Source organism: Paenibacillus sp. EKM301P (assembly GCF_011800295.1).
GTDB classification, from domain to species: domain Bacteria; phylum Bacillota; class Bacilli; order Paenibacillales; family Paenibacillaceae; genus Paenibacillus; species Paenibacillus polymyxa.
This window is the reverse complement of the sequence record NZ_JAALFM010000005.1, coordinates 247,125-268,576: the sequence shown is the minus strand read 5'-3', so window position 1 is coordinate 268,576 and position 21,452 is coordinate 247,125. Positions and strand designations below refer to the sequence as shown.

At 45.7% G+C, this 21,452-nt stretch carries 21 protein-coding genes; 14 read left to right on the top strand and 7 right to left on the bottom strand.

The features are described 5' to 3' along the window. Nucleotides 1-274: 274 nt before the first annotated feature. Nucleotides 275-1,153 (bottom strand): LysR family transcriptional regulator, encoded by an 879-nt coding sequence (locus HFD99_RS15165; RefSeq protein WP_016820015.1) that lies wholly within the window; start codon nt 1,151-1,153, stop codon nt 275-277. 146 nt (nt 1,154-1,299) lie between these two features. Between HFD99_RS15165 and HFD99_RS15160 the strand changes: the two genes are divergently transcribed. From HFD99_RS15160 to HFD99_RS15140, 5 genes are all read left to right on the top strand, one after another. Further along, entirely contained in the window at nt 1,300-2,229 is a 930-nt protein-coding gene (locus tag HFD99_RS15160; protein WP_016820016.1) for a DMT family transporter, read from the top strand. A gap of 85 nt (nt 2,230-2,314) precedes the next feature. Continuing rightward, complete coding sequence (locus tag HFD99_RS15155; RefSeq protein WP_123797616.1) at nt 2,315-2,929, top strand: hypothetical protein; 615 nt, start codon at nt 2,315-2,317, stop codon at nt 2,927-2,929. A gap of 79 nt (nt 2,930-3,008) precedes the next feature. Then, nucleotides 3,009-3,335: a hypothetical protein gene (locus tag HFD99_RS15150; RefSeq protein ID WP_016820018.1), complete on the top strand. Its 327-nt coding sequence runs from the start codon at nt 3,009-3,011 to the stop codon at nt 3,333-3,335. 18 nt (nt 3,336-3,353) lie between these two features. Next, nucleotides 3,354-3,644 (top strand): hypothetical protein, encoded by a 291-nt coding sequence (locus tag HFD99_RS15145; protein WP_019688524.1) that lies wholly within the window; start codon nt 3,354-3,356, stop codon nt 3,642-3,644. Between the two features lie 313 nt (nt 3,645-3,957). Beyond that, entirely contained in the window at nt 3,958-4,278 is a 321-nt protein-coding gene (locus HFD99_RS15140) for a hypothetical protein (RefSeq protein WP_013372898.1), read from the top strand. A gap of 149 nt (nt 4,279-4,427) precedes the next feature. Here HFD99_RS15140 and HFD99_RS15135 read toward each other — a convergent pair whose 3' ends face one another. The 3 genes from HFD99_RS15135 to HFD99_RS15125 form a co-directional block, all read right to left on the bottom strand. Continuing rightward, a complete protein-coding gene (locus tag HFD99_RS15135; RefSeq protein WP_123797615.1) occupies nt 4,428-5,285 on the bottom strand; it encodes a 1,4-dihydroxy-6-naphthoate synthase in 858 nt (285 codons plus the stop codon). Next, complete coding sequence (locus HFD99_RS15130; RefSeq protein WP_123797651.1) at nt 5,286-5,945, bottom strand: futalosine hydrolase; 660 nt, start codon at nt 5,943-5,945, stop codon at nt 5,286-5,288. A 202-nt stretch (nt 5,946-6,147) separates the two neighbouring features. Further along, complete coding sequence (locus HFD99_RS15125) at nt 6,148-6,393, bottom strand: hypothetical protein (protein ID WP_016820022.1); 246 nt, start codon at nt 6,391-6,393, stop codon at nt 6,148-6,150. Between the two features lie 307 nt (nt 6,394-6,700). Here HFD99_RS15125 and ppk1 point away from each other — a divergent pair, with 307 nt between their 5' ends. After that, on the top strand, nt 6,701-8,809 hold the full coding sequence (gene ppk1, locus HFD99_RS15120; protein WP_123797614.1) for a polyphosphate kinase 1: 2,109 nt from the start codon (nt 6,701-6,703) through the stop codon (nt 8,807-8,809). On the opposite strand, the gene HFD99_RS15115 is transcribed toward ppk1, so the two are convergent. Continuing rightward, the gene (locus HFD99_RS15115) at nt 8,769-10,304 is read right to left on the bottom strand and encodes a Ppx/GppA phosphatase family protein (RefSeq protein WP_123797613.1); all 1,536 of its coding nucleotides are present in this window, start codon (nt 10,302-10,304) and stop codon (nt 8,769-8,771) included. The genes ppk1 and HFD99_RS15115 overlap by 41 nt on opposite strands. Nucleotides 10,305-10,523: 219 nt before the next feature. On the opposite strand from HFD99_RS15115, the gene HFD99_RS15110 reads away from it, so the two are divergent. Together HFD99_RS15110 and sda are read left to right on the top strand one after the other, a co-directional pair. Further along, a complete protein-coding gene (locus tag HFD99_RS15110) occupies nt 10,524-11,180 on the top strand; it encodes a YheC/YheD family protein (protein WP_107734717.1) in 657 nt (218 codons plus the stop codon). 283 nt (nt 11,181-11,463) lie between these two features. Then, nucleotides 11,464-11,607: a sporulation histidine kinase inhibitor Sda gene (sda, locus tag HFD99_RS15105; protein WP_007431918.1), complete on the top strand. Its 144-nt coding sequence runs from the start codon at nt 11,464-11,466 to the stop codon at nt 11,605-11,607. Between the two features lie 159 nt (nt 11,608-11,766). On the opposite strand, the gene HFD99_RS15100 is transcribed toward sda, so the two are convergent. Next, entirely contained in the window at nt 11,767-12,771 is a 1,005-nt protein-coding gene (locus tag HFD99_RS15100; protein ID WP_016820026.1) for an NAD(P)/FAD-dependent oxidoreductase, read from the bottom strand. A 236-nt stretch (nt 12,772-13,007) separates the two neighbouring features. Between HFD99_RS15100 and HFD99_RS15095 the strand changes: the two genes are divergently transcribed. The 4 genes from HFD99_RS15095 to HFD99_RS15080 all read left to right on the top strand — a co-directional run bounded on the left by HFD99_RS15095 (nt 13,008) and on the right by HFD99_RS15080 (nt 17,454). Beyond that, nucleotides 13,008-14,198, top strand: coding sequence for an NAD(P)/FAD-dependent oxidoreductase (locus HFD99_RS15095; protein WP_123797612.1), 1,191 nt, complete (start codon nt 13,008-13,010; stop codon nt 14,196-14,198). Between the two features lie 135 nt (nt 14,199-14,333). Further along, nucleotides 14,334-14,840, top strand: coding sequence for a MarR family winged helix-turn-helix transcriptional regulator (locus HFD99_RS15090; protein ID WP_016820028.1), 507 nt, complete (start codon nt 14,334-14,336; stop codon nt 14,838-14,840). A gap of 113 nt (nt 14,841-14,953) precedes the next feature. Further along, nucleotides 14,954-16,291 carry an HlyD family secretion protein gene (locus HFD99_RS15085; protein ID WP_167440946.1) on the top strand — a complete coding sequence of 446 codons (1,338 nt, stop codon included), beginning with the start codon at nt 14,954-14,956 and terminating at the stop codon, nt 16,289-16,291. Then, entirely contained in the window at nt 16,288-17,454 is a 1,167-nt protein-coding gene (locus HFD99_RS15080; RefSeq protein ID WP_167440945.1) for an ABC transporter permease, read from the top strand. The genes HFD99_RS15085 and HFD99_RS15080 overlap by 4 nt, the downstream gene beginning before the upstream one ends. A gap of 189 nt (nt 17,455-17,643) precedes the next feature. Here HFD99_RS15080 and hemQ read toward each other — a convergent pair whose 3' ends face one another. Further along, a complete protein-coding gene (hemQ, locus tag HFD99_RS15075; RefSeq protein ID WP_013372883.1) occupies nt 17,644-18,423 on the bottom strand; it encodes a hydrogen peroxide-dependent heme synthase in 780 nt (259 codons plus the stop codon). Nucleotides 18,424-18,767: 344 nt separating this feature from the next. Here hemQ and HFD99_RS15070 point away from each other — a divergent pair, with 344 nt between their 5' ends. Together HFD99_RS15070 and dnaI are read left to right on the top strand one after the other, a co-directional pair. Next, nucleotides 18,768-20,285 (top strand): DnaD domain protein, encoded by a 1,518-nt coding sequence (locus tag HFD99_RS15070; protein WP_013372881.1) that lies wholly within the window; start codon nt 18,768-18,770, stop codon nt 20,283-20,285. A gap of 98 nt (nt 20,286-20,383) precedes the next feature. Beyond that, nucleotides 20,384-21,331, top strand: coding sequence for a primosomal protein DnaI (dnaI, locus tag HFD99_RS15065; protein ID WP_123797610.1), 948 nt, complete (start codon nt 20,384-20,386; stop codon nt 21,329-21,331). Nucleotides 21,332-21,452: the final 121 nt, after the last annotated feature.

Below are 21,452 nucleotides of genomic sequence, written 5' to 3'. Positions count from 1 at the left end.
GGTCTAAACATGAAGATTCTTGCCGTGGCTGCCTACCTGCCTTAGTCAGATTTCGTATCCATGGCGGATTCGCGACTAATCTAATTTTACCGTGCTACAATGCCCTAAAATGATCTTCAACGCCCCATCTATATTGTTCAACACCTGTCCAAAGTGATTCACGAATATAAGCTTATTATGAATAAGCTCATTCAAGATCTTCACATCACTAGCTACATTGCTTTTACGCAACTTTTCCTCTTGTTCGATGATTCGATAATTCTGCACATATGCCCTATTGCTTCAAATCAGTAAACAGCTCCTGCGCAGTACGCACAAATAACTGTACAGCAAGTGAAGCATTGTGTAGAGAGGGGATAGCGATACCGATTTGACGCGTGATCAGAGGCGTGGTTTCCTTGACGGTCAGATCATGGGGGAACGTGGATAAGGCGAGTGAAGAGACAATGCCCATACCTAGTCCTTGTCGGACCATGCTGACGAGGGTGCTGATATTGTGAGTAATGAATTGTGCCTGCAACTGACTCTGCTCACGTTCAAAACCTTCCATAATGGCGACCTCGTGTCCACCTTTACAAAAGATCATCTCCTGTTGATTCAAGTCTCGGATGGCGATTTTGTCGTGCGATTGAAAAGGGTGACCGTCAGGCAGCAGAATAACCATGTCATCCTGACATAAGGGGATTACATCTACCTCAGAGTCTGGCAACAGGATGATTCCCGCTTCAATTTCTCTGGTATGTACCCACTCCTTGACTTCATTCGTGGAACCTTCGTGTAAATCGAAAACAAGGTTCGGATAGTGCTGACGAATATGATCAATAATCGGGGGCAGAAAATAGGCCGAGGCAGAAGGAAAGGCACCAATCGTGATCGTACCCACATCTAAGCCTTTTTCAGCGGCCACCTGCTGCTGCACTTTTTCCATGCTTTGCAGCATCATGCGAAATTGCAGTAGTACTTTGTGTCCAATATCTGTCAGGAGCACGCCTTTTTTTCGATCGCGCAGCAATAGCTGGACATCGAGCTCGTTCTCGATACTGGCGATGGCATGGCTGACCGCAGGTTGCGTCATATGCAGCTCATGGGCAGTTTGGGTAAAGTTTAGTGTTTCAGCTACGCGAACAAAGATCATAATCTGAGTAATAGTCATAAGTGAAAAGTTATCTCCCTTATTGAAAACATTCATTTTATTTATTAGTGACCACAGTATAAGCTAGTAAAGCAAAACTTTGCAAACGGCTGTTCAGATTTTAGTCGTAAGCAATGCGCAATGAAATTCTAAGGAGAGAGACATCTATGAAAAAATTAACGCCTAAAGCTACGTTGTGGCTTGTCTTGATATTAGTGATGGTATGGGGGATCAACTGGCCGTTGACCAAGCTGGCCTTGCCAGATACGCCGCCGATATTTTTTTCAGGAATCCGCACGCTGCTGGGTGGTGTGATTCTGCTGTTGTTCGCTATGCGTAATCGGAAAACCTTACGCCTTAGACAAAATGCGTGGACATATCTTGTGCTGGCTATATTTAATATTGCAGGCTACTATGGCTTGCAGACGGTAGGACTGCGTTATTTGCCTGCTGGGTTATTTTCCACTTTGGTATTCCTTCAACCGATCTTGTTGGGATTATTCTCCTGGCTGTGGTTGGGAGAGCGTATGTTTCCTCTGAAGGTCATTGGACTGGTACTCGGTTTTGGCGGAGTGATCGTGATTAGCTCAGGCGGAATGGCAGGTCATTTGTCTGTGCTGGGCATTGTGTTGGGGCTAGCCTCGGGACTGTGCTGGGCGCTCGGAACGATTTATATGAAGAAAAAAAGCAAACAACTGGACTCCATTTGGGCGGTGACGATGCAACTCATTTTGGGAGGGATCATACTCAACGGGATTGGGTTTACGACCGAAAAATGGAGCGATATCCACTGGACAGCCTCCTTTATCGCGATTCTATTGTTTATTTCAGTATTCGTGATTGCGATGGGCTGGATGATTTATTTTAAGCTAATCGACAATGGGGATGCAGGAACCGTCGGCTCATATACGTTTATGATTCCGGTGCTATCCACACTCTTTAGTATGGTCATGCTCAGAGAGTCCCTCACTTTCACATTTGTAGTGGGGTTGGTACTGATTGCAGGTAGTGTGTATTTGGTAAATACAGCTTCTCCCGGAAAGCGAGCGAACCAAAGCTCGAAGGCTAATGAAACGAATTCCTGTACAAATGCTTAGAAAATATAGAATTAGGAAAAATATACTAGAATATCAGAGAGCGGAATAGTAAAATATGACTATATAAATAGAGAGGAAGTTTGGTATGGGAGAGTTAAGCGGTCATACTCAGTCTGTGGAGCCACAACCACAGCCTATTCGTAAGCTGGCAGTTGTAGCAACGGTCATTTCTGGAGTAGCTGTACTAGGCTGTATAGCCTTGGCGGTATGGAATTATAATCTGAATACGAAGGTCAATTCTTTAACTATAGCGAATGCATCGCTAAAACAGACAACACAAGCCTTAACCAAGCAACAAAATGATACAGAGGCCCTACTTGGAAAAGTTAAATTAGCAGCCAACCTGTCATCCATAACGCATCTGTTAGAGCAGACATCTGTCGTTACAGATGATTTTGTATTGGAAAAAGTGACTTTTGATGTGGCAGAGGATGGCAAGTTGAAGGGTGTGCTACTGAATGTGAACAACCAACCTAATCTCGGTTTTGGCGGTGCTTATCAAGGTTATGGCAAATATAATATGTCTTCTGCTGCATTGACGAAGAAGGCAGAGGAAGTGATCGACATAGCTATGAAGGAGTACAGTACATCTGACAAGCTTCCGGTATGGGATAAGAATACGAAGGTGGAAATGACGGTTCAAAATTATCCGCTTGGTAAGCGGGAAGGCGGCACTTTTAAGCTCACTGGTCAGCAATAGGAGGAACCTAACGTTAATCCGATGCTGGACTTTACAGATTTTTGTCTTAAGTATACAAATTGAGCGGGGGAGCTAGGATATGGACAGGTACACACCTACAGCGAGGGAACGCTGGCAGATGAAACAGAGTGAGCCGCAGCCGCAGGGCTGGGTGCTCGCTCTATTTGGTTGGATTTTTTCAGGTTTGGGGTTCGTATTTAGTTTTTTTGTCATTGGAGGCTTGTTTGGGCTTATAGGTCTTGTTTTCGGAATTTTGACTAGAAAGATGGAACAAAGAAACACGCAAGGCATCCTGATTATCGTTATCAGCTCCGTTGCCATTGGCATTGGCCTATTGATTTTTATGATTTTTTTCGCGCATGGTTTTGTAGAAGGTCTGAGAGAAGGTTATAATGAGCATTATTAGGTCAGGGAGGTAACACCATTGAGTGTCATTATTTCACAGCAAATCTCGGCAACGGGTGTGAAGGAATATACGAAGGTGATGAAAACATTTGATTCCCCTTTTACACCTTTGGTTGGACAGAAAATCAGGGATACGGCATTTGGCGATATGCAATATTATGATGTCGAGGACGTATTTATTGATCTAGCGGAGAATGAGTACTGGGTAATTCTACCTGCGATTTTGCTGCATACAGATGATATTGAGGATATACGAGATGCTGTGCGTGAGTATCGTTCACACGGTTGGGAATGTACGAAGCCTTTATAAATGCATACTGCTTAAGCATCTACACGGAGACGTCTTTCTTTTGCGAGATAGGCGTTTTCTTGTGTATTTGTGTATAAACTATTCCTAATGATTGGCATGAAAAGAAAGAAATTATGCTGAAAATGCGCAAAATGTATCATTTTTTATCATAAAACGACAAGTTGGGAAATGAAAACGGACTTAATGTGTTATACTTAGTATATCAAAGGACAAGAGTCTAAAACGACCGGTAAGGCCCTTTCTTTGAAGAGCCTCTGAATGGTTCAACGTTTATCCAAAATAAATGGTCAAAAGGAAAAGGGGAAATGCTAACGTGAGAGTGAATTTGAAATTTACGAACAAAGGGCAAGTTGCAGTTGAGAAGTTCAACAATGAGGAGCTTATCGAAATCTTTAGCCGCTACATTAAAACGTTATGCAAGAAGTATGATATCTCGGTTACGGTACCTGAGGATCTGAACGAGCAGATTTTGGAAGAGGGCACCGTGAAGGTCGTGCTGGATAAGATTAATTGTGACATGGACGCTTTTTTCAAAGAGCTGAGTCGGGATATCAAGGTGCCGCTGGTCAAACGATTGGGTACCAAACTGGATAACGTGTTTAAGACCGAGGTCGTGGAGCAAGAACAGAGCTAAGAATAAGCGAGACCCAATGAGAATTTGCATTATGAAATCATAAAACCTCCCGAATGGGGCGCATGGCTAGGCAATGTGCTCGTTCGGGAGGTTTTATATGCTTAAGCTGCTCTATTTAGGAGATAACATGCATGGCATGTCTGCACCTTTTAGCGTGTTGTTGTGGACGTAAGGCGCAGTTTGGCTAAATCAAACGGAGGCACCAGCCCTTCCTGCGCAGCGCGACCGAGTAAGGCTTCAATGGCGGCATAACCGCTGTCGCCCAAATTGGCGGTAAAATCGTTCACGTACAGGTCGATATGCGATTGGGCGACATCGGGTGATAGCTCTTGCGCATGAGACAATACATATTCACGCGAAGCTTCGGGATGTTTCCAAGCATATTCGACAGAGGCACGTATCCAGTTGGTGATCGCATCCAGATCCAGCGTACGACGGGCAATAATAGCTCCGAGCGGGATCGGCAGTCCTGTATCTTCTTCCCACCAGTTCCCTAGGTCAACTTGCTTGCTAAGTCCATAGGACGGATATGTGAAGCGTGCTTCATGAATCACCAATCCTGCATCTATCTCTCCGTCACGGACAGCAGGCATAATTTGGTCGAACGGCATCACGACGATCTCGCCGACACCCCCAGGCACATGTTTGGCCGCCCATAGTCGGAACAGCAGATAAGCAGTGGAACGTTCACTTGGAACAGCTACACGCTTGCCGGATAGGGCTTCCGGACCTTCGACGGTGGAACCTTCCTTAGTCAGCACGAGCGGTCCACAGCCCCGGCCCAGTGCACCACCACAAGGCAGCAGGGCGTATTCATCCAGCACCCAAGGAAGTGCAGCGTACGAAATTTTCATGATATCAAGTCCGTCTGGTGTGATCGCCAGATTGTTGGTGATGTCGATATCGGCGAATGTAATGTCCAGCGCGGGTGCGCCCGGAATCAATCCATGCGCCAAGGCATGGAAGACAAAAGTGTCGTTAGGACAAGGTGAAAAAGCAATTTGCATCTATATAACCTCCGTTAATGTAGAAAATGCGGCTTCCAACGCTTGCAAAGCCTCTTTGATTCGCCAGGCTGCACGGTCACGTGGACCAACAGCATTGGAAATCGTGCGAATCTCCATCATCGGCAGCTCGAACCTGTTGGCCGCCACGGCTACGCCGTAACCCTCCATCGCTTCGGCAGCAGCGCCGGGAACGCGTTTGGCTAGGCGTTCCGCTGTAGCCGCTGTGCCGGTGGCCGTCGAGACGGTCAGAATCGGTCCGGCGACGGCCGTCTGGCCAGCGTCACGCAACGCCTGAACGAATCGCTGCGCGGTGGCAGCGTTCACGGCAATGCGGCTGGAGCCAAAACCCAGCTCGTCCACGCTGCTGAAGCCCTCTGCCGTCTCTGCCCCTAAGTCGGCGGCAATAATCGCGTCAGCAACGACGACGCTCTCCAGTGCAGCGACCTCCACGAAGCCGCCCCCAATTCCGGCGCTAATGACCAGACGGTAGCCGCCAGTGGCCAGTGCCAGCGCGGTTGAAGCCGCTGCGGACGGAGCGCCTACACCAGCCAGCTCGACCACAAAGCGAGTGTCGCCTTTCAGGCCGCGCAGCACAGCCTCCCGTTCGCCTTCAACCGCGGTCATGACCAGGATGCGCCCATCTGATGTTGTATGCTCCATCGGTTGATTCCCCTTTAAATTTAGGTAATATGCTTTCTTATCATACTGCTTTTCCAAACGATGTTCAAAAAAAGTCGACAAAAAAAGCGCTCTATGGCGCTTTTTCGGAGAAAACTGCAAGATTCAACAGATATGAAAATTGGTAGATTAAACATATAACCATTCTAATCTGGAAGAACAGCGCAGACATAGCATATAATAATTATATCGGCTGATCCTTCGTGATTAGCTGAAACATGGTGATATTGCGGTCATAATGGCTTGGGGTCCCATCCTGATTGCGCACCCGAATCATCTCGCTACTGAACAATTCGATATAACCACAGCCTATCTCACAGTATACGCCCGCAGGGTCTTCTTGCCAGACCGAAACGAGGTGTTGAGACAGCGCCGCGGTAAAAAATTCGATGTTTTTTTGCAGTACGCGTGGCGTTTTCTTGGGTTCCATAATGTAAATCCTCCCTATATCATGCCATTTGAAAATCAGCAATTGAACGTGGCTACTAAGTGGTTATTACACATCATAATGAACTTAATCAACTGAAAAAGGTACGGTTCGTCATTCTACTCTATGAAACAGACGTAAACACTGTACCGCTTAATGCTATTTTTGTAAAGCATCCGTTTGACCTTTTCAACATCCATTGTGTGTTTACACACATTTTACATTGCGTTTACACTTCTGTGATGCTAGTGCGTTTCATCTAATAGTACAATAAAGGGTAACTATACTGCATGAAATTGATGGAGGCCATATGTTGATAGAGAGTCAGAAGAAGGATAAAGCCGGGTCAGAACGTTACTTTAACCGAGATTTAAGCTGGATTGAATTTAATCGTCGTGTGCTCCAGGAGGCTCAGGATGCAGATACACCGTTGCTGGAGAGAGCCAAATTCTTAGCAATTGTGTCCAGCAATTTGGATGAGTTTATGGCTGTTCGTGTTGCAGAGACGCGCGAGAAGATCAAGGCTGGTTTTATGCAAAAGGATTTTACGGGATATACCCCCTCCGGTTTGTACAAGCGCCTGATCAAGCGTACCGTCTCGATGGTATCCGAGCAATACCGGACCTATCGTGATATTTCTCGCCTATTGACGAAAAAAGGTCTTTTGCTGCTTGAATATAATGACTTAAATACGACACAGCGCAAAGCGCTGGATGCATATTTTCATGAAATTATATTTCCGGTGCTTACACCGATGGCGGTCGATCAAAGCCGTCCTTTTCCACTGGTTCATAATAAATACGTATATTTGGCAGTTGTCTTGAAACGTCCAGGAGATACGGAGGAGGATAAGCCGCTTTTTGCCATTGTGCAGGTGCCTTCCAATATTCCGCGTGTCGTTTCGGTGCCGTTACGTTCCAATAGCAAGAAGAAATCATTTATTTTAATTGAGGAACTGATTAAGCATCATATACAAACGTTGTTTTCTGGATATATCCCCGAGGCGGTTCATGCCTTTCGGGTTACGCGTAACTCTGATTTGTCCATTAATGAAGAAGAGATCGAAGATTTGCTCGAAGAGATTGAAAAAGAACTGCGTCGAAGACGGCGGGGAGCACCGGTCAGACTGGAAGTGGAAAAAGGGATTAATCCCTTTGCCCTGATGGAACTTCAACGCGAATTCAAGCTGTTCGATCATGTATTTGAGATCGACGGGCCGTTAGATCTGACGTTTTTGTCGTCTTTTGCCGATCATTTGGAGGGGTATTCGCATCTGAAATTTCCGGCAATCAAACCATTGTATCCGGAAGAACTGCCTCCGCAAGAGGATATCTTTAACGTACTTCGCAAACGGGACGTGCTCGTGTACCATCCGTATGAATCGTTCGATGCGGTAACTGATTTTATCATTGAGGCATCAGAGGACCCGGATGTAATGGCCATTAAGATGACCCTGTACCGTGTCAATGGAGAATCGAAGCTCATTCCGGCTCTGGCACGTGCAGCCGAATCGGGCAAGCAGGTGACCGTAGTGGTCGAACTGAAGGCGCGTTTTGACGAAGAACGTAATATTGCTTGGGCGCGTACGCTTGAAAAAGCTGGCTGTCATGTAGTATACGGGCTGGTCGGCTTGAAAACACACGCCAAAATTATTCTAATAGTACGTCATGAACGTAATGTGCTCAAACGGTACGTGCATGTGGGAACTGGTAACTATAATGAAAGTACGGCACGTGTATATACGGATATCGGGTTATTCACAGCGGATCCGGTGCTGGGTGAGGATGCCTCTGAGCTGTTTAATGAAATCACGGGCTTCTCGGCGCTCAAGACCCCGCAAGCTTTCACCGTAGCTCCGACGGGAATGAAAAATAAGCTGTTCGACCTGATCCGCAGGGAAGCGGAGCAAGCACTTGCAGGCAAGCCAGCCCGTATTATTGCTAAAATTAATTCTTTATCCAATCAGGAAATGATTGATGAACTATATGCGGCTTCTCAAGCAGGTGTGAAGATTGATTTAATCATTCGAGGGGTCTGCTGTTTACGCCCTGGAGTGGAGGGCTTTAGCGAGAACATTCGGGTTATCAGTATTGTCGACCGTTTCCTAGAGCATTCCAGACTGTTTTACTTTGAAAATGCAGGTCATTCGGAGCTATTCTTGTCCAGCGCGGATTGGATGACTCGCAATCTGACTCGTCGGATTGAGTTGATGTGCCCAATTTATGACGACCGAATCAAAGAAATGCTAGTGGATATTTTACGTTTATCCTTGAAGGATAATGTAAAAGCACGCCAGCTTCTGCCGAATGGCAGCTATCAATTTGTAGCCAGAAACAACGAAGAGGCTCCCATCAGGAGCCAATTCGAAGCAATGAAGGTTAAAAACTGGAAGAAGGAAGAATGGACCACGACAACGTAAGATTCCAGGCCTTTTGAAAATCTTTTGCGACAGCCACCAGCTCCCGTTGCTCCAGAATCGGTTCACTCTTGCTTTCCAGGCGAATATGCAGCGCATCGTCTCCTGTCGTGGGATGGATGCCGGAGATGATGCCGGATTCGCTACGATCCATACCGATTGCTAGCTGGAGCAGCGAGCCGAGCCGGTGTACACGTTCTTCGTCGGAAGGCTCCAAAATATCTGCATGTGTGCGCAGCAAGCGGGGGGTCCGGTTTTTGGGGTGGTAATCAGCGATCAGCGCGGCTAGCACTGTTTCCCGGTGAGATAAGCCGCCAATGCCTGCGTGCAAGATCCAGAACACGGAATGCTGGCGGAAGTGATAGTAATTCAAGGCTGCGCCTGTTTTGTAAAGAGTTGCTGAGGTCAGTAACAAGCGTTTGTCCATAGCGATTGAAGGTCCCTCAGCTAAAGTGTCATAGAGCCGGACGGCGTACTCGTTAACCCGCTTGACATGCGCTTCGCTAACCGGGACAGCAAACGACAAGATATTGCGAATGGACGCGATGAGCGGATTAGCCACCACAGGCTGTTCAGCGTTGACTAGCTCATGAAACAGGCCGTCTCGCAGACCCGCTCCACTGACCAAATACGCGGAGCCTTGAGCAGCTTCAAAAATCGTTTTCAATATAATGAGACCCGGTACGATAATGTCGGCTCTGTCTTTGGACAGGCCGGCTGTTTTTTTGCGTTTTTCATAGGGGAGATGAGGCAGACTGCTATAAAAATAATCGACATCTTCTATTGTCATTTCGTAATGGTGTGTCACAGGAAGCGAGTAATCCCGCCGTTTCTGATTGATTTTAGCCAAAGTACGGAGGGTTCCACCCAGCCCGATAAACGGCAGACCCGGATTGGAGAAGATCCAATCATGGTTTTGCAGTGAAGAACGGACAAAGCTCTCCATTTCTTCAATCTGTCCAGGAGACCATTCGCCATTCTTGACCTCACGTCCAAAGCGCCAATTCATATTGACTGCGCCAAAGGGAAATGAAACTGTATGCAGCCGTGTTCGATCCCGGAACAGCGTAATTTCGGTACTGCCGCCCCCGATGTCAATAATAATGCCGTCACTCACATTCATTGTATTCACTACGCCTAGAAAACCGGCATAGCCCTCTTGCTCCCCGCTCAGGATTTCCAATGTTAAATTTGTCTCTTCCGCAATCCATTGAACAATTTCGTCCGAATTGGCCGCATTGCGGATGGCCGCTGTTGCTGCTGCACGCATACGAACAACCCCGTGCATACGGCAAACTTCCATAAATTGGCGTAGTAATGGAGCGATGCTGCGGATTGCTTCTCGTTCCATACGGCCGTTGGCCCCAACCTTTTCGCTCAGTCGGGCAGCTTCTTTGCATTCCTGCACAATTCGATAAGCACCTGTCTCTGTCATTTCATAGATCACGAGACGTATGGAGTTTGAGCCAATGTCCATGATGCCAATTTTGCTATTCATGAGTTGACCTCCTTGTTGAAAGAAACAATTTGCAGCAAATTCAACTGCTCCGTTCTAAATGGTATTCAGATTATTGTCATTGTACCAGTGTTGTCCAGTGCATGCTACCGTTCGTCATGATCTTGTCGAAATAGACACATGATCCTGACAATCACCCAAGAATAGCACACCTCTATTGAGTATGTATAAGTATAGCTGACGGCGAAAGGAGAGAATTAGATGAGACAACTTGCAAGCAAATGGCTAAAGACGAAGGCGCTCCTCCATCATCCACATACCGCCGTTTATATACCGGAAACCTGTCTATATAGTGAAGAACAATTGCGCATAATGCTACGGCGGCATGCTTTTGTGTTTATAAAACCCGTAAAAGGAGGCGGAGGTGTCGGAGTCATGCGCGTGGCAAAGGAGGGGAACGGCTACACCTGTACGCGTATGGAACAAACATATCGGTTCAGCCATTTTAGAGCGCTTGTGGCCGGAATCAATAAGCTCCGAATCCAACGTCCGTATCTCATTCAGCAAGGTATTCAACTAGCAAGTATCCAAGGTAGACCTGTTGACTATCGAGTCAAAGTCGTAAAGGAAGGGGAAAAATGGGAGTTTCGTGCAGTGGTGGCGCGTCATGCTCGTCCCGGACTGGTCATAACGAATCTGTGCAAAGGAGGAACTTTGCTGAAGGGAACAGAGGCACTTCGAATGATATATCCGCGACGGCTAGCTAGACGAAAGCGGCGGGAGATCGTTGAACTTACACAGCACTGTATTCCTATACTTGAAAGAAGATTTCCCGGGATCGGACAACTGGGATTTGATTACGGGCTTGATTGGAATGGACGGGTATGGATTTTAGAGGTAAACACAAGACCTCAATAAATTCAGGTTTTCTTCAAAAAGTTTCCATTATAATCTATTAACAAGATGCTAAATATAATATATTTGTATAAACATAAAAAAAAATTTTTTTTGCGTTTAATCGCCAAAATTCTGTGTATAAATATTGTCCACATTATCCCCTGTCACATATAAGGGTTAACGACACTTACCAACAATTTATACACAGGATTTCCACAATTGACTGTGGATAATAGAACGCTTGTTCCGTTTTTGGTATTTTGATAGAATAGATTTTGAAATAAAAGGAAAGGTTGTGTCGAGGATGGCTATGCTGACGGATGAAATGCTTTTGGATTCCTATCAGATGGCAATCGAGCTTAAACTTGAATGTGACTTCATTGCACTGTTGCTGGCTGAAATTCACAAAAGAAATCTAGAGATGAATACAGCCGTAGTCCTTCATTAGACCGGACAAGCTCTCGTACTGCGACTGTAAAGTCATTCAGGGTTCGGATGACTTTACGGACAATCACTGCAACGAATAGGCACACCGTGAAAAAGGGTATTTCACTCCAAAGGTTCAAATCTGGAGTAAAATACCCTTTTTTGTCATAGTCTAAATTAACTACAATTTCATGTTACTGCTGTGTCCGGGAGACAACTTGGCGTCTGGATCTACATAGACCTTGGCGTTGTTGACTGCTGTAGGAGCTTCACCAAAACCAACCGCGATCAGCTTGAGCTTGCCTGGATAGGTAGTGATGTCTCCTGCAGCGAAAATGCCAGGAATATTCGTCTCCTGACGAGAATCGACCACGATGGAGTTACTTTCGATTTCAATTCCCCATTCAGCAATTGGGCCAAGTGTGGATACAAATCCAAAGTTAACGATGACATCGTCCACTTCGATTTCCTGAGTTTCTTTGGTTTTTACATGAGCAAGAGTGACCTTTGTAATCGTATCTTCCCCATGCAATTCTGCAATTTCCGTTGGTGTAATCACGTTTACTTTGGAAGCGAGGAGGTTCTCAACACTGTGTTCATGCGCGCGGAATTTGTCACGGCGGTGAATCAATGTAACCTGTTCTGCAATCGGTTCCAGCATAAGGGCCCAGTCTACAGCAGAGTCACCGCCGCCACTGATTAGCACCTTACGACCTGCAAATTTGCTCAGGTCGCTGACAAAGTAATGCAGGTTCGTTTTTTCAAAACGATCGGCACCTGGAAGCTCCAGTCTGCGTGGCTCGAAAGCACCCACGCCAGCGGTAATAATAACCGCTTTACCATGATACTCGCCACCTTTGTCTGTTTTGACGATGAAGTGGCGTTCTTCTTTCTTCTCTAACGATACGACTTTCTCTTCTAGCTGCACCTCTGGATTAAAATGGTTCATTTGTTGAACCAAATTGTTGACCAGTTCCTGTGCAGTCACTTTAGGAAAGCCAGCAACGTCATAAATATATTTTTCAGGATAAAGGGCTGCAAGCTGGCCGCCCAGTTGGGGCATACTTTCAATTAAGGTGACGGATGCCTGACGCATTCCTCCGTAAAAAGCGGCGAAAATACCGGCTGGACCGCCTCCAATTATGATCAGATCGCGGATCTCCGCACCTGTGGATTGAGCTGTCACTCTAAAAACACCTCCGAAAGGGATAGTATGAATTGTAGATATTGAATCAGCCGCATAGAGGTTCAGATAGCCGCCGAACGTATGATTCACTGCTTATCATTATAAACTGCTGGGTTCTTCTTGCAAAGTTAAAGCGATTAATATTTGATGAAGACTTTCCGGTGAGTATAAGTTAACCGTGTTAAGAGAAAAGCTGTGAATATTGAATGATTATGTATATCGGAAGGGGTAGAAGCATGAGCAGTATTCCCAAAATTGTCATTGTGGGCGCCGGATATGGCGGTATATTGACGGCTCAGCAATTGCAAAAGGAGCTCAAGCACAATGAGGCAACTGTCACGCTAATCAACCGTCATGATTACCACTATATTACGACACATCTTCACATGCCTGCGGCAGGCACGGATACGATTGAGCATTCGAGGATTCCGATTGCGCAGCTAATCGATGAGTTCAAGGTGGATTTAGTCAAAGGAACAGTGAAGGAAATCATACCAAATGAGAAAAAAGTCGTGCTGGAGGATGGCTCGCTATCCTACGATTATTTGGTCATCGGATTAGGTGGCGAGCCGGAAACATTCGGAATTCCAGGGATGGATCAATTCGCACTGACGATTCGTAGTATTAACTCTGTGCGCCTGATTCGAGAGCATATTGAATACCAGCTGGCCCTGTATAAAAATGACGGTAAGCCAGGTCGCCTAAATTTCGTCGTAGGGGGCGCTGGTTTTAGTGGCATTGAGTTTGTAGCGGAGTTGGCAGATCGTCTGCCACAGCTGGCTAAAGCTTACGACATCGATTTTAACCGAATTCAAATCATTAACGTCGAGGCAGCTCCTACAGCATTACCAGGGTTTGATCCTGAGCTGGTGGAGTATGCGATGGATGTCCTCAAGCGTAAAGGGGTTAACTTCCGTATTGGAGTCCCGATTAAGGAATGCCACCAGGATGGTGTAATTGTCGGTGAGGGTGAGAAAATTGAAGCCTGCACGGTCGTCTGGACAGGTGGAATCCGTGGAAACGGATTGATCGAGAAAGCCGGATTCGAAGTGATGCGTGGAAGGGTGAAAATCGACGATTTTCTGCGTGCACCGGGTCATGATGATATTTTCATTATCGGGGACAGTTCCCTGATGTTTAATCCGGAAGGCCGCCCTTATCCACCGACTGCCCAAATTGCAATGCAGCAAGGAGTACTTTGTGCCAAGAATCTGGCCGCTACGCTCCGCAAAAAGGAGCTTCACAAGTTCGTATTCTCCAACAAGGGTACGGTTGCATCCCTTGGAAAAGGCGAAGCTGTCGCCGTAGTAGGTAAACGAAAAATCAAAGGCTGGGTGGCTGCACAGTTGAAAAAAATTGTGGATCTACGCTATCTGTTCATCATTGGCGGCATTCCACTAGTACTGAAAAAAGGGCGGTTTTTCTAATGTCAGAAGGTTTCCATGACTCCTTGAATGGAGCTTGGAGACCTTTTTTATTTAGGTGAACGAAAAAAAGGTATTGACTCATAACTATTCGACGACGTATAGTATGGTTACTAATTATAGAGGGGGAGCTTCACGTTGAATTCTGATTTTAAAATCAATGCCGATCCCAAGAGAATAAATTTATTGACTGAAAAGTTTCCAAATGTGGACTCCCAATCGTTGAATACGTTCGTACTTTTCGTGCAGGCAGCACATGAAGTGTACAATGGAGTGTCTTCCAGACTCTCGGAATATGGGTTATCTGTAGGCAACCTGAAAATTTTAGTGCCATTGTTTTTACATGAACGTGCATTGACTCCATCAGAGCTGGCTGAATATTCAGGGGTTACTCGTTCAACAGTAACCAGCGTAATTGATAAGCTGGAACGGGACGGCATCATCCGCAGAAGTACGCTGACGGATCGACGTATGACCGCCATCTCCTTGACTGACGAAGGAAAACAGTTAATGACGGAAAAAATTCCGATGTTCATCCAGCTTTTTTCGGAGTTAATGAATGAATTTACGCAGGAGGATCATATTCTATTTGCTACGTTATTATATAAGCTTTCCTCAGGACTTGAGCGGATAAAACGGGAATAATCAATTTCCTGGCTTAATTAGTTAGACGTCGTACTATCAGGTCCCTTATTTATTTTTGTCTATTATTTTTTAACTACCATTGGTTAAATCATCATGAAGGAGAGTTTGTTGCAATGAATAAAAAGATCATTGTGTACGTGCTACTTGTTGTCGCATTAGGTACTGGAGGTACGCTGATGGCAATGAGCGGCAAGGATGCTGTGAGTATGGCAGCCCAACAAAAAAACACACTGCTTACGGCAGATACCGTGAATGTTGCTTTTCAGGGTGTAGGGGGAAGAGTAAACACGATTGAGGTGAAGGAAGAACAACAGGTGAAAAAAGGGGATGTAATCATGACTCTTGATCCTGTAGACCTTGATTTGCAAGTCGAGAAATTAAAAACGGATATCGCACAGGTTGATGTGAAAATAAAACAGGCTAAAGACGGGCTGCAAAATCAGTCGGAGAAAATTTCAACTTCAGAAAAACAGGGACAATTGGACATTCAAGCCGCGCAAGCAGGAGAGTCCTTATTAAATCAAGGAACACGTGCGGAGGATATTCTAAGACAAAAGCTGGCTATTGAAGCAGCACAGCAATCGTTGGACGCAGCTCTGACAGGAGTAGAGACAGCCAAAAGGAATGCGGAAATCGCGCAAAAAACAGTATCATCCAGACAACAGGCTCTGGACTTGGCTAATGTGAATTACAAGCGCATCAAAGCGTTATATGATGCCGGAGCTGGAACCAAAGCAGAACTGGATAACGCCAAAAACCAACTGGATAATGCCCAAATCGTGTTAGATACAGCTAAGGATCAGGTTGAAATTTCTAATAACCAGATTACAGCGGCTAGCAAACAATCGGACATTGCTAGAAATGGGATCGCTCAGCAGCAAACTGCTTTGGATAAAATGGAGGCTGGCGCAACGGCTGAGGAACGCCAGCAGGCTCGTATCAAAACAGAAAAAGCCAAGGAAGCCTTGACTCAAACCTCGCAAACACGAAAAGATGTTAAGAATAGCGAATACAATGTGGATCTTCTGGCTCAACAAAAGCAGGCATTAAGTGTTCAACTCAAAACTTTGGAATTACAGCGGGGACGTATGGTGCTGAAGGCATCCACAGATGGTAAGGTGTCGCGTATTGTACCTAAAATGGGAGAGATCGTTTCTACGGGGGCAACGGGCGCCGTTATCGAAACCAGTCAGCTATACTACGATATTTATGTGGGTGAGGATTCCATGTCACAGTTTAAAGCTGGGGGAAATGTGACTTCGCACGTTGTAGCTTTAGATAAAGATGTCCAAGGCAAGGTGAGGTACATCACTTCTGCTCCTCAGTATACCAACATGAGAATGAGTCGGGACAAAGGTCTGTCGGATATAAGCTCCTTCCAAGTACGGGTGGATGTTCAGCGCACATCTGAATTATTACCTGGAATGACGGTAGAGGTTGTGACGAAATGAAGGCGTTTATAGAAGAATGGAAGCTGTTGATCAGCGGTAAGATGGTTTTTGTTATGCTGCTCGTTCCTATCATAGTAGCACTAGCCTTTGGATTTGTTTTTAAAAATAATCAGCTTAACGATGCCTCTATAGCTGTAGTCGATTTAGATCATAGCAGTTATAGCCGACAGCTTATTAATAAATTAGATGCATCGCAGTATATTGATGTACGCCATGTGCAAGAGAATGAAGCCGATCCGAATTTACTCTTATATAATGAAAAGTTTTTTGCGGTGATTTACCTCCCAGCTGGGTTGGAGGAAAATAGGATCAAAGGAGTTCAGAGCAACATCGGTTTTTATGTGGATAATACGGTAGGTCAGGCTACTGGAAATCTACGCTCGGCAGTCACAGAGATTATGGCGACGGAAAATGCGATGCTGGCTGGTGGTGGATTAAAGGGCATGGGAATGAGTGACAGCCAGGTTACAGGGCTTACTTCTAATATGCTGCTTCAGCAGCGCCTGTTATATAACCCTACCAATGCTACTTTGATGACCTCGGTTATGGGATTCATTAATACGGTCATGATTTCATTGATTGGTGCTACTGTACTGACAATCGTCCCGCGATTGCGGGAGCAAGGAAGATTAAAAGAGGAGCTTCAGCATTCGTATAGCTTGATTCTTAGGGTGTTACCGTATGCGTTAGTAGGATGTGTGTCCTTTTACCTGTCCATTGGTTTACTTAAGCAAATTGGGGGATTACGCTTTGAAGCGAATGTATGGCAGCTCAGTATTCCATTTTTCCTATACACGATTACGTTGAGTTTGTTTGCGATGGTTTTAGGGTGGAATGCTGCGAATCCTGGAAAAGCTTCCTCACGCCTCATGCTAATTATACTGCCTTCGTTTTTACTGAGCGGTGCTCAATTGCCCGTGGCTATGCTGCCTCCATCGCTGCAATATGTAAGTAACATTCTCCCATTGACCTGGCATTTCAAGTTTTTGAGAGGTATGGGCTTCAAAGGTGGGAGCTTAAAATATTTTATTCCCGAGTTGGGAGGCTTTTTGGTCTTACTAAGTGGTTTGCTGCTTATTATCTTTATTTTGATTACTCTGGAGAAAAGAAAGCTGGCGAAAAGTGAGAATACATCCGTAGTGGTGGAGCCGGTGATGCAATAATCTGAGCTATTATTCCTTGGTTTATTACCTGGGCAATCATAAAAAAAATACATTGTATCAGGCGCCCGTGCGGGGGCCTTTTCTCTTCTATTATAGTTTTAGATCTTATAAAAAAAGGATTCCGTCGTCCCGAAAGTGGGAGTTCACGAAATCCTCGGTTTTTTTCAGTAAAGAGTTGATGTCTGCGTCTTACAGCTTCAGCATGTCTTCAAATGTTTCTTCATTCAAAACGCTGCCGACATAGAAGGAACCGAATTCACCGTATCGGGCACTCACTTCATCAAAACGCATTTCGTAAATTAGCTTCTTGAATTGAAGTGCGTCGTCGGAGAACAGGGTCACGCCCCACTCCCAATCGTCGAAGCCGATGGAGCCTGAAATGATTTGCTTTACTTTGCCAGCATAGCTGCGTCCAATTAAACCGTGGCTGCGCATCAAGGTGCGACGCTCGTCCATCGAAAGCATGTACCAGTTGTCATCCAGATCACGTTTCTTGTTCATTGGATAGAAACAAATATAACGTGCCTTGTTTAATACAGGCTTCAGGCGCGCGACAATTTGTGGATTTTGCATTGGATCTTCTTCCTTGCTCAAATAATTACTCAGTTCCACCACACTTACATAAGAATACGTTTTGGTCGTATATTTGGCGAAGGTTGTTTTGTTGAATTCATTTTCCAATTTATTGAGGTCTTCCAGCGTTTCACGCAGGTGCAGCATAACAAAATCAGCCTTTTGTCCGACTATAGTATAGACAGCTGAGCTGCCCAGACCTGCTTCCTCGGTAACGCTCCATTCCTTCATAAACTCTTGAAGCTCGTCCAGTGCTCCCGCGCGCTCTTCATCGTCTGCAGTTTTCCATGCCGTCCAGTTGATGGACCGGAAATCGTGAAGCGCGTACCAGCCTTCCAGTGTGGAGGTTACTTCGTTGGGTGTTGCTGGGGTTTGTTGAGGTTGATGTTGATTCACGATCTACACTCCTTTACGATCTGTAAATGTAATCGGCTTAGCCGAAATATGTGTACTTCCGTATATCGTTCCTGTATCCAATACGTGATGTTTAACCATTATATTGTAGCTCAATTTGGAGCTTTTCACCAATGAAAGAAGTGTGAAGAATATTATTTTTCCATGATGCAGGTCACAAAAGTCATAAAATAGTTAGTATTCTCGAAAAAAGAAGAACTCGGACGAATACGGCTGCCAAAAAGGAGGACAATTGCCCTTATTTTGTTGGTCCCACCCGAGGGCAAGTATGATAGAATAGAAAAACATCTTGGAGAACGTTATGTCAGGAAAGGAAGAATGTCGGAATGCGGATGAAAAACCTGCTGCACTATACTGAGAACCACCGCTACTGCGTTTATCGGGAATTTGGCTTGAGCGCACTGGATGAATTGATGCTGGGAAGTGTCTATCAGCCGATGGTAGGCGCATTTGCGGTCAGTCTATATCGACTGTTGTTCCAGCATGTGCCAGTCGGACAGATTGGTTATTCGCCGTTGGAACAGCAACGTCGACTTTTTCTGACACTGGGACTGGAGCCAAGTGAGAAGGGACGCAAGTATTTGATTGAACAGACCTCCAAGCTGGAGGCTGTCGGTCTGTTGCAGACGTCCAGGTTGTATGCGCCCGAAACGGACGATTATATGTATGAATATGAGATGCAACCACCGCTCGCACCTGCTGAATTTTTCAGAACGCAGCACCTTACCCTTTTGTTGAGAGACAAAATCGGTAAGTTTGCAGTGCTTTCTCTGAGAGAATCGTTGTGGAGCAGGGAATCTAGCGAATGGTCGCAATCTTCCCATAATAAAGAGAATATATCGGTTCCGTTTTATGAGCTGTTTGAGCTGAACACCCATGTTATAGATTATGAACTGGAACAGGCGCTATCCGAAGTATCCACGAGCCGCCAGACTGGAGCATTAGCGTCCGAATCGGAGGAAGCATTGAACTATGCAGATATTATTCTTCGTTTTCCGCGTGAATCCGCCAATCGCAAGCACGTGGAGCGTCTTCGATTTGAACACGAGCAACTGGGTATGGTCAATTACGTGGTCCGTAAATTTGATCTCTCTGTACAGGATATCAGTCGCTTGCTGGATGAGGACGGCATTTTTACCGAAGCAGGCGATTTATTGCTCGACGAGCTTCAGCTTCGGGCTAGCCAACACTCCAGGCAGGAACGGAAGCGTCAGGAGGAACAGCAGGTGCAGGCTGCCAAGGTGGTTGCCTTGCGCCAGAGGGAAACTTCCACACCTGAAGAGCCGCCTGCAGAGCAGGCTGTGGAAATGGAATTTTATGTAGAGGTTCCCCCACAATTCACAGCCAAGTGTGACATTCACCAATATAATATGATGCTGCGCAACGAGCCTTATCGCCGTTTGCTGCAAACCTTTTTCCCCGGCACGGTTCCCGGTAACCTGCTGGATATATTCGAGAAGATTGATATCAGCTATAAGTTGCCTGGAGAAGTCATCAATGTGCTGATCCATTATTTAATGTCACTGCTCGTATCGGGGAGCGATCAGCGGATTAACCGCAACTTTGTCGAGGCCGTTGCCTCCAACATGCTGCTAAAGCAGGTAAACACTTACGAAAAAGCCGTTCAATATATAAGGGATCAAGCCAAGGTAAAAGGAAAACAGTCTACTGCTTCTTCCTCCGGGGGCAGATCCCGCACGTATGCCAAAAACAATGGGCCTGCCAAGCCGTCTATTCCGATCGTACAAGATCAGCCTTCCGAGGAATCCGTATCCGAGGAGGAATTGGATGAACTGCTTCGCCTGGCCGAACGACTGCAATCCGGTAAACAGAAAAAGGTGTAATGGAAGCCAATTCAATAATGTGTCGACTTTATGGCGGTCGGCAGCGAAGCGTCAATCGCCCTCCATAACTCTGCACATTTTAGAAAGGAGGAGCATTCTTGGAATCACTCGGTGATTTGCTTCAGCAGATGCAGAACCCTTCGTTTCGCCAACGTACTCGCAGCGTAGCCGATCAGGTTCTAAATGATCCGCTGGTGAAGGAATTTTGTGCTGCACATCCTGATGTAGACGAAACGCAATTGCGACTTAATATGAGTATGCTCTTTCAGTATACCCGGGATCGCCGAAATTGCGACAACTGTCCGGGACTGGAACAGTGTCCTAACGATTTCCAGGGTCACTTTTGCAAGCTGGGCGTGGAGTATCCCAATGGAACAGCGGAAATGGTGGACATTCGGACCCCGTGCGCCAAGCTAGTTGCCTCCCAGCATGAACAACGAGTGCGTCAACGAATTAAAAGCTTTTATGTGGATGAGCGCGCGTTGTTGGAAGGATATAATGCCGTTGAGATTGCACGCAAGGATTTGCAACGCGTGCCCGCAGTAAATCAGGTATTCCGCTATATTGAAGAAACCAAAAGTCAGGGTTTATTAAAAAAAGGGCTCTATCTGGAAGGTACGTTTGGTACGGGGAAAACCTTTTTGATGGGTTATCTGTTGCACGAGTTGGCTCTGTCGGGTTTCAACGGTGTGATTGTCTACATGCCTGATTTTGTGGAGGACTTAAAGTCCATGATACAGGATGGACAGAAGCTTAAGGAAACGACCGAAATGCTTAAAAATTGTGATCTGCTCGTATTTGACGATATTGGTGCTGAAAATTTGAGTCCATGGGTACGGGATCATGTAATGGGCTCCATTTTGAATTACCGAATGAACCGTAAACCGACCTTTTATACTTCTAATTACTCACTGCAAGGGCTAGAGAAGCATCTTAGCTTTACAAGCAAAGACGGAGAGGAAATGTACAAGGGACAACGCTTGATGGACCGGATTCGTCCTTTTGTGGATGTCATTACCGTCAAGGGGAAAAATCAGCGAGTGTAAGCGTTCATTCGTCTGCTCTTTTGATATCTTACAATTAAAAGACTATTGTGATATAATTAAAAGGTGTCGAAACAGACATTACAGGTTATAATAATCTTGACTTTTCTATAAAGGAGGAACA

Excerpts from the sequence above, each read along its gene's own strand:
- HFD99_RS15095 (WP_123797612.1), top strand. The coding sequence starts at position 13,008 with ATGAGCAGTATTCCCAAAATTGTCATTGTGGGCGCCGGATATGGCGGT.
- HFD99_RS15130 (WP_123797651.1), bottom strand. The coding sequence starts at position 5,945 with ATGGAGCATACAACATCAGATGGGCGCATCCTGGTCATGACCGCGGTT.
- ppk1 (WP_123797614.1), top strand. The coding sequence starts at position 6,701 with ATGTTGATAGAGAGTCAGAAGAAGGATAAAGCCGGGTCAGAACGTTAC.
- HFD99_RS15125 (WP_016820022.1), bottom strand. The coding sequence starts at position 6,393 with ATGGAACCCAAGAAAACGCCACGCGTACTGCAAAAAAACATCGAATTT.
- HFD99_RS15150 (WP_016820018.1), top strand. The coding sequence starts at position 3,009 with ATGGACAGGTACACACCTACAGCGAGGGAACGCTGGCAGATGAAACAG.
- HFD99_RS15165 (WP_016820015.1), bottom strand. The coding sequence starts at position 1,153 with ATGACTATTACTCAGATTATGATCTTTGTTCGCGTAGCTGAAACACTA.
- sda (WP_007431918.1), top strand. The coding sequence starts at position 11,464 with ATGGCTATGCTGACGGATGAAATGCTTTTGGATTCCTATCAGATGGCA.
- HFD99_RS15115 (WP_123797613.1), bottom strand. The coding sequence starts at position 10,304 with ATGAATAGCAAAATTGGCATCATGGACATTGGCTCAAACTCCATACGT.
- HFD99_RS15070 (WP_013372881.1), top strand. The coding sequence starts at position 18,768 with ATGCGGATGAAAAACCTGCTGCACTATACTGAGAACCACCGCTACTGC.
- HFD99_RS15135 (WP_123797615.1), bottom strand. The coding sequence starts at position 5,285 with ATGCAAATTGCTTTTTCACCTTGTCCTAACGACACTTTTGTCTTCCAT.
- HFD99_RS15085 (WP_167440946.1), top strand. The coding sequence starts at position 14,954 with ATGAATAAAAAGATCATTGTGTACGTGCTACTTGTTGTCGCATTAGGT.
- HFD99_RS15110 (WP_107734717.1), top strand. The coding sequence starts at position 10,524 with ATGAGACAACTTGCAAGCAAATGGCTAAAGACGAAGGCGCTCCTCCAT.
- HFD99_RS15160 (WP_016820016.1), top strand. The coding sequence starts at position 1,300 with ATGAAAAAATTAACGCCTAAAGCTACGTTGTGGCTTGTCTTGATATTA.
- HFD99_RS15155 (WP_123797616.1), top strand. The coding sequence starts at position 2,315 with ATGGGAGAGTTAAGCGGTCATACTCAGTCTGTGGAGCCACAACCACAG.
- HFD99_RS15080 (WP_167440945.1), top strand. The coding sequence starts at position 16,288 with ATGAAGGCGTTTATAGAAGAATGGAAGCTGTTGATCAGCGGTAAGATG.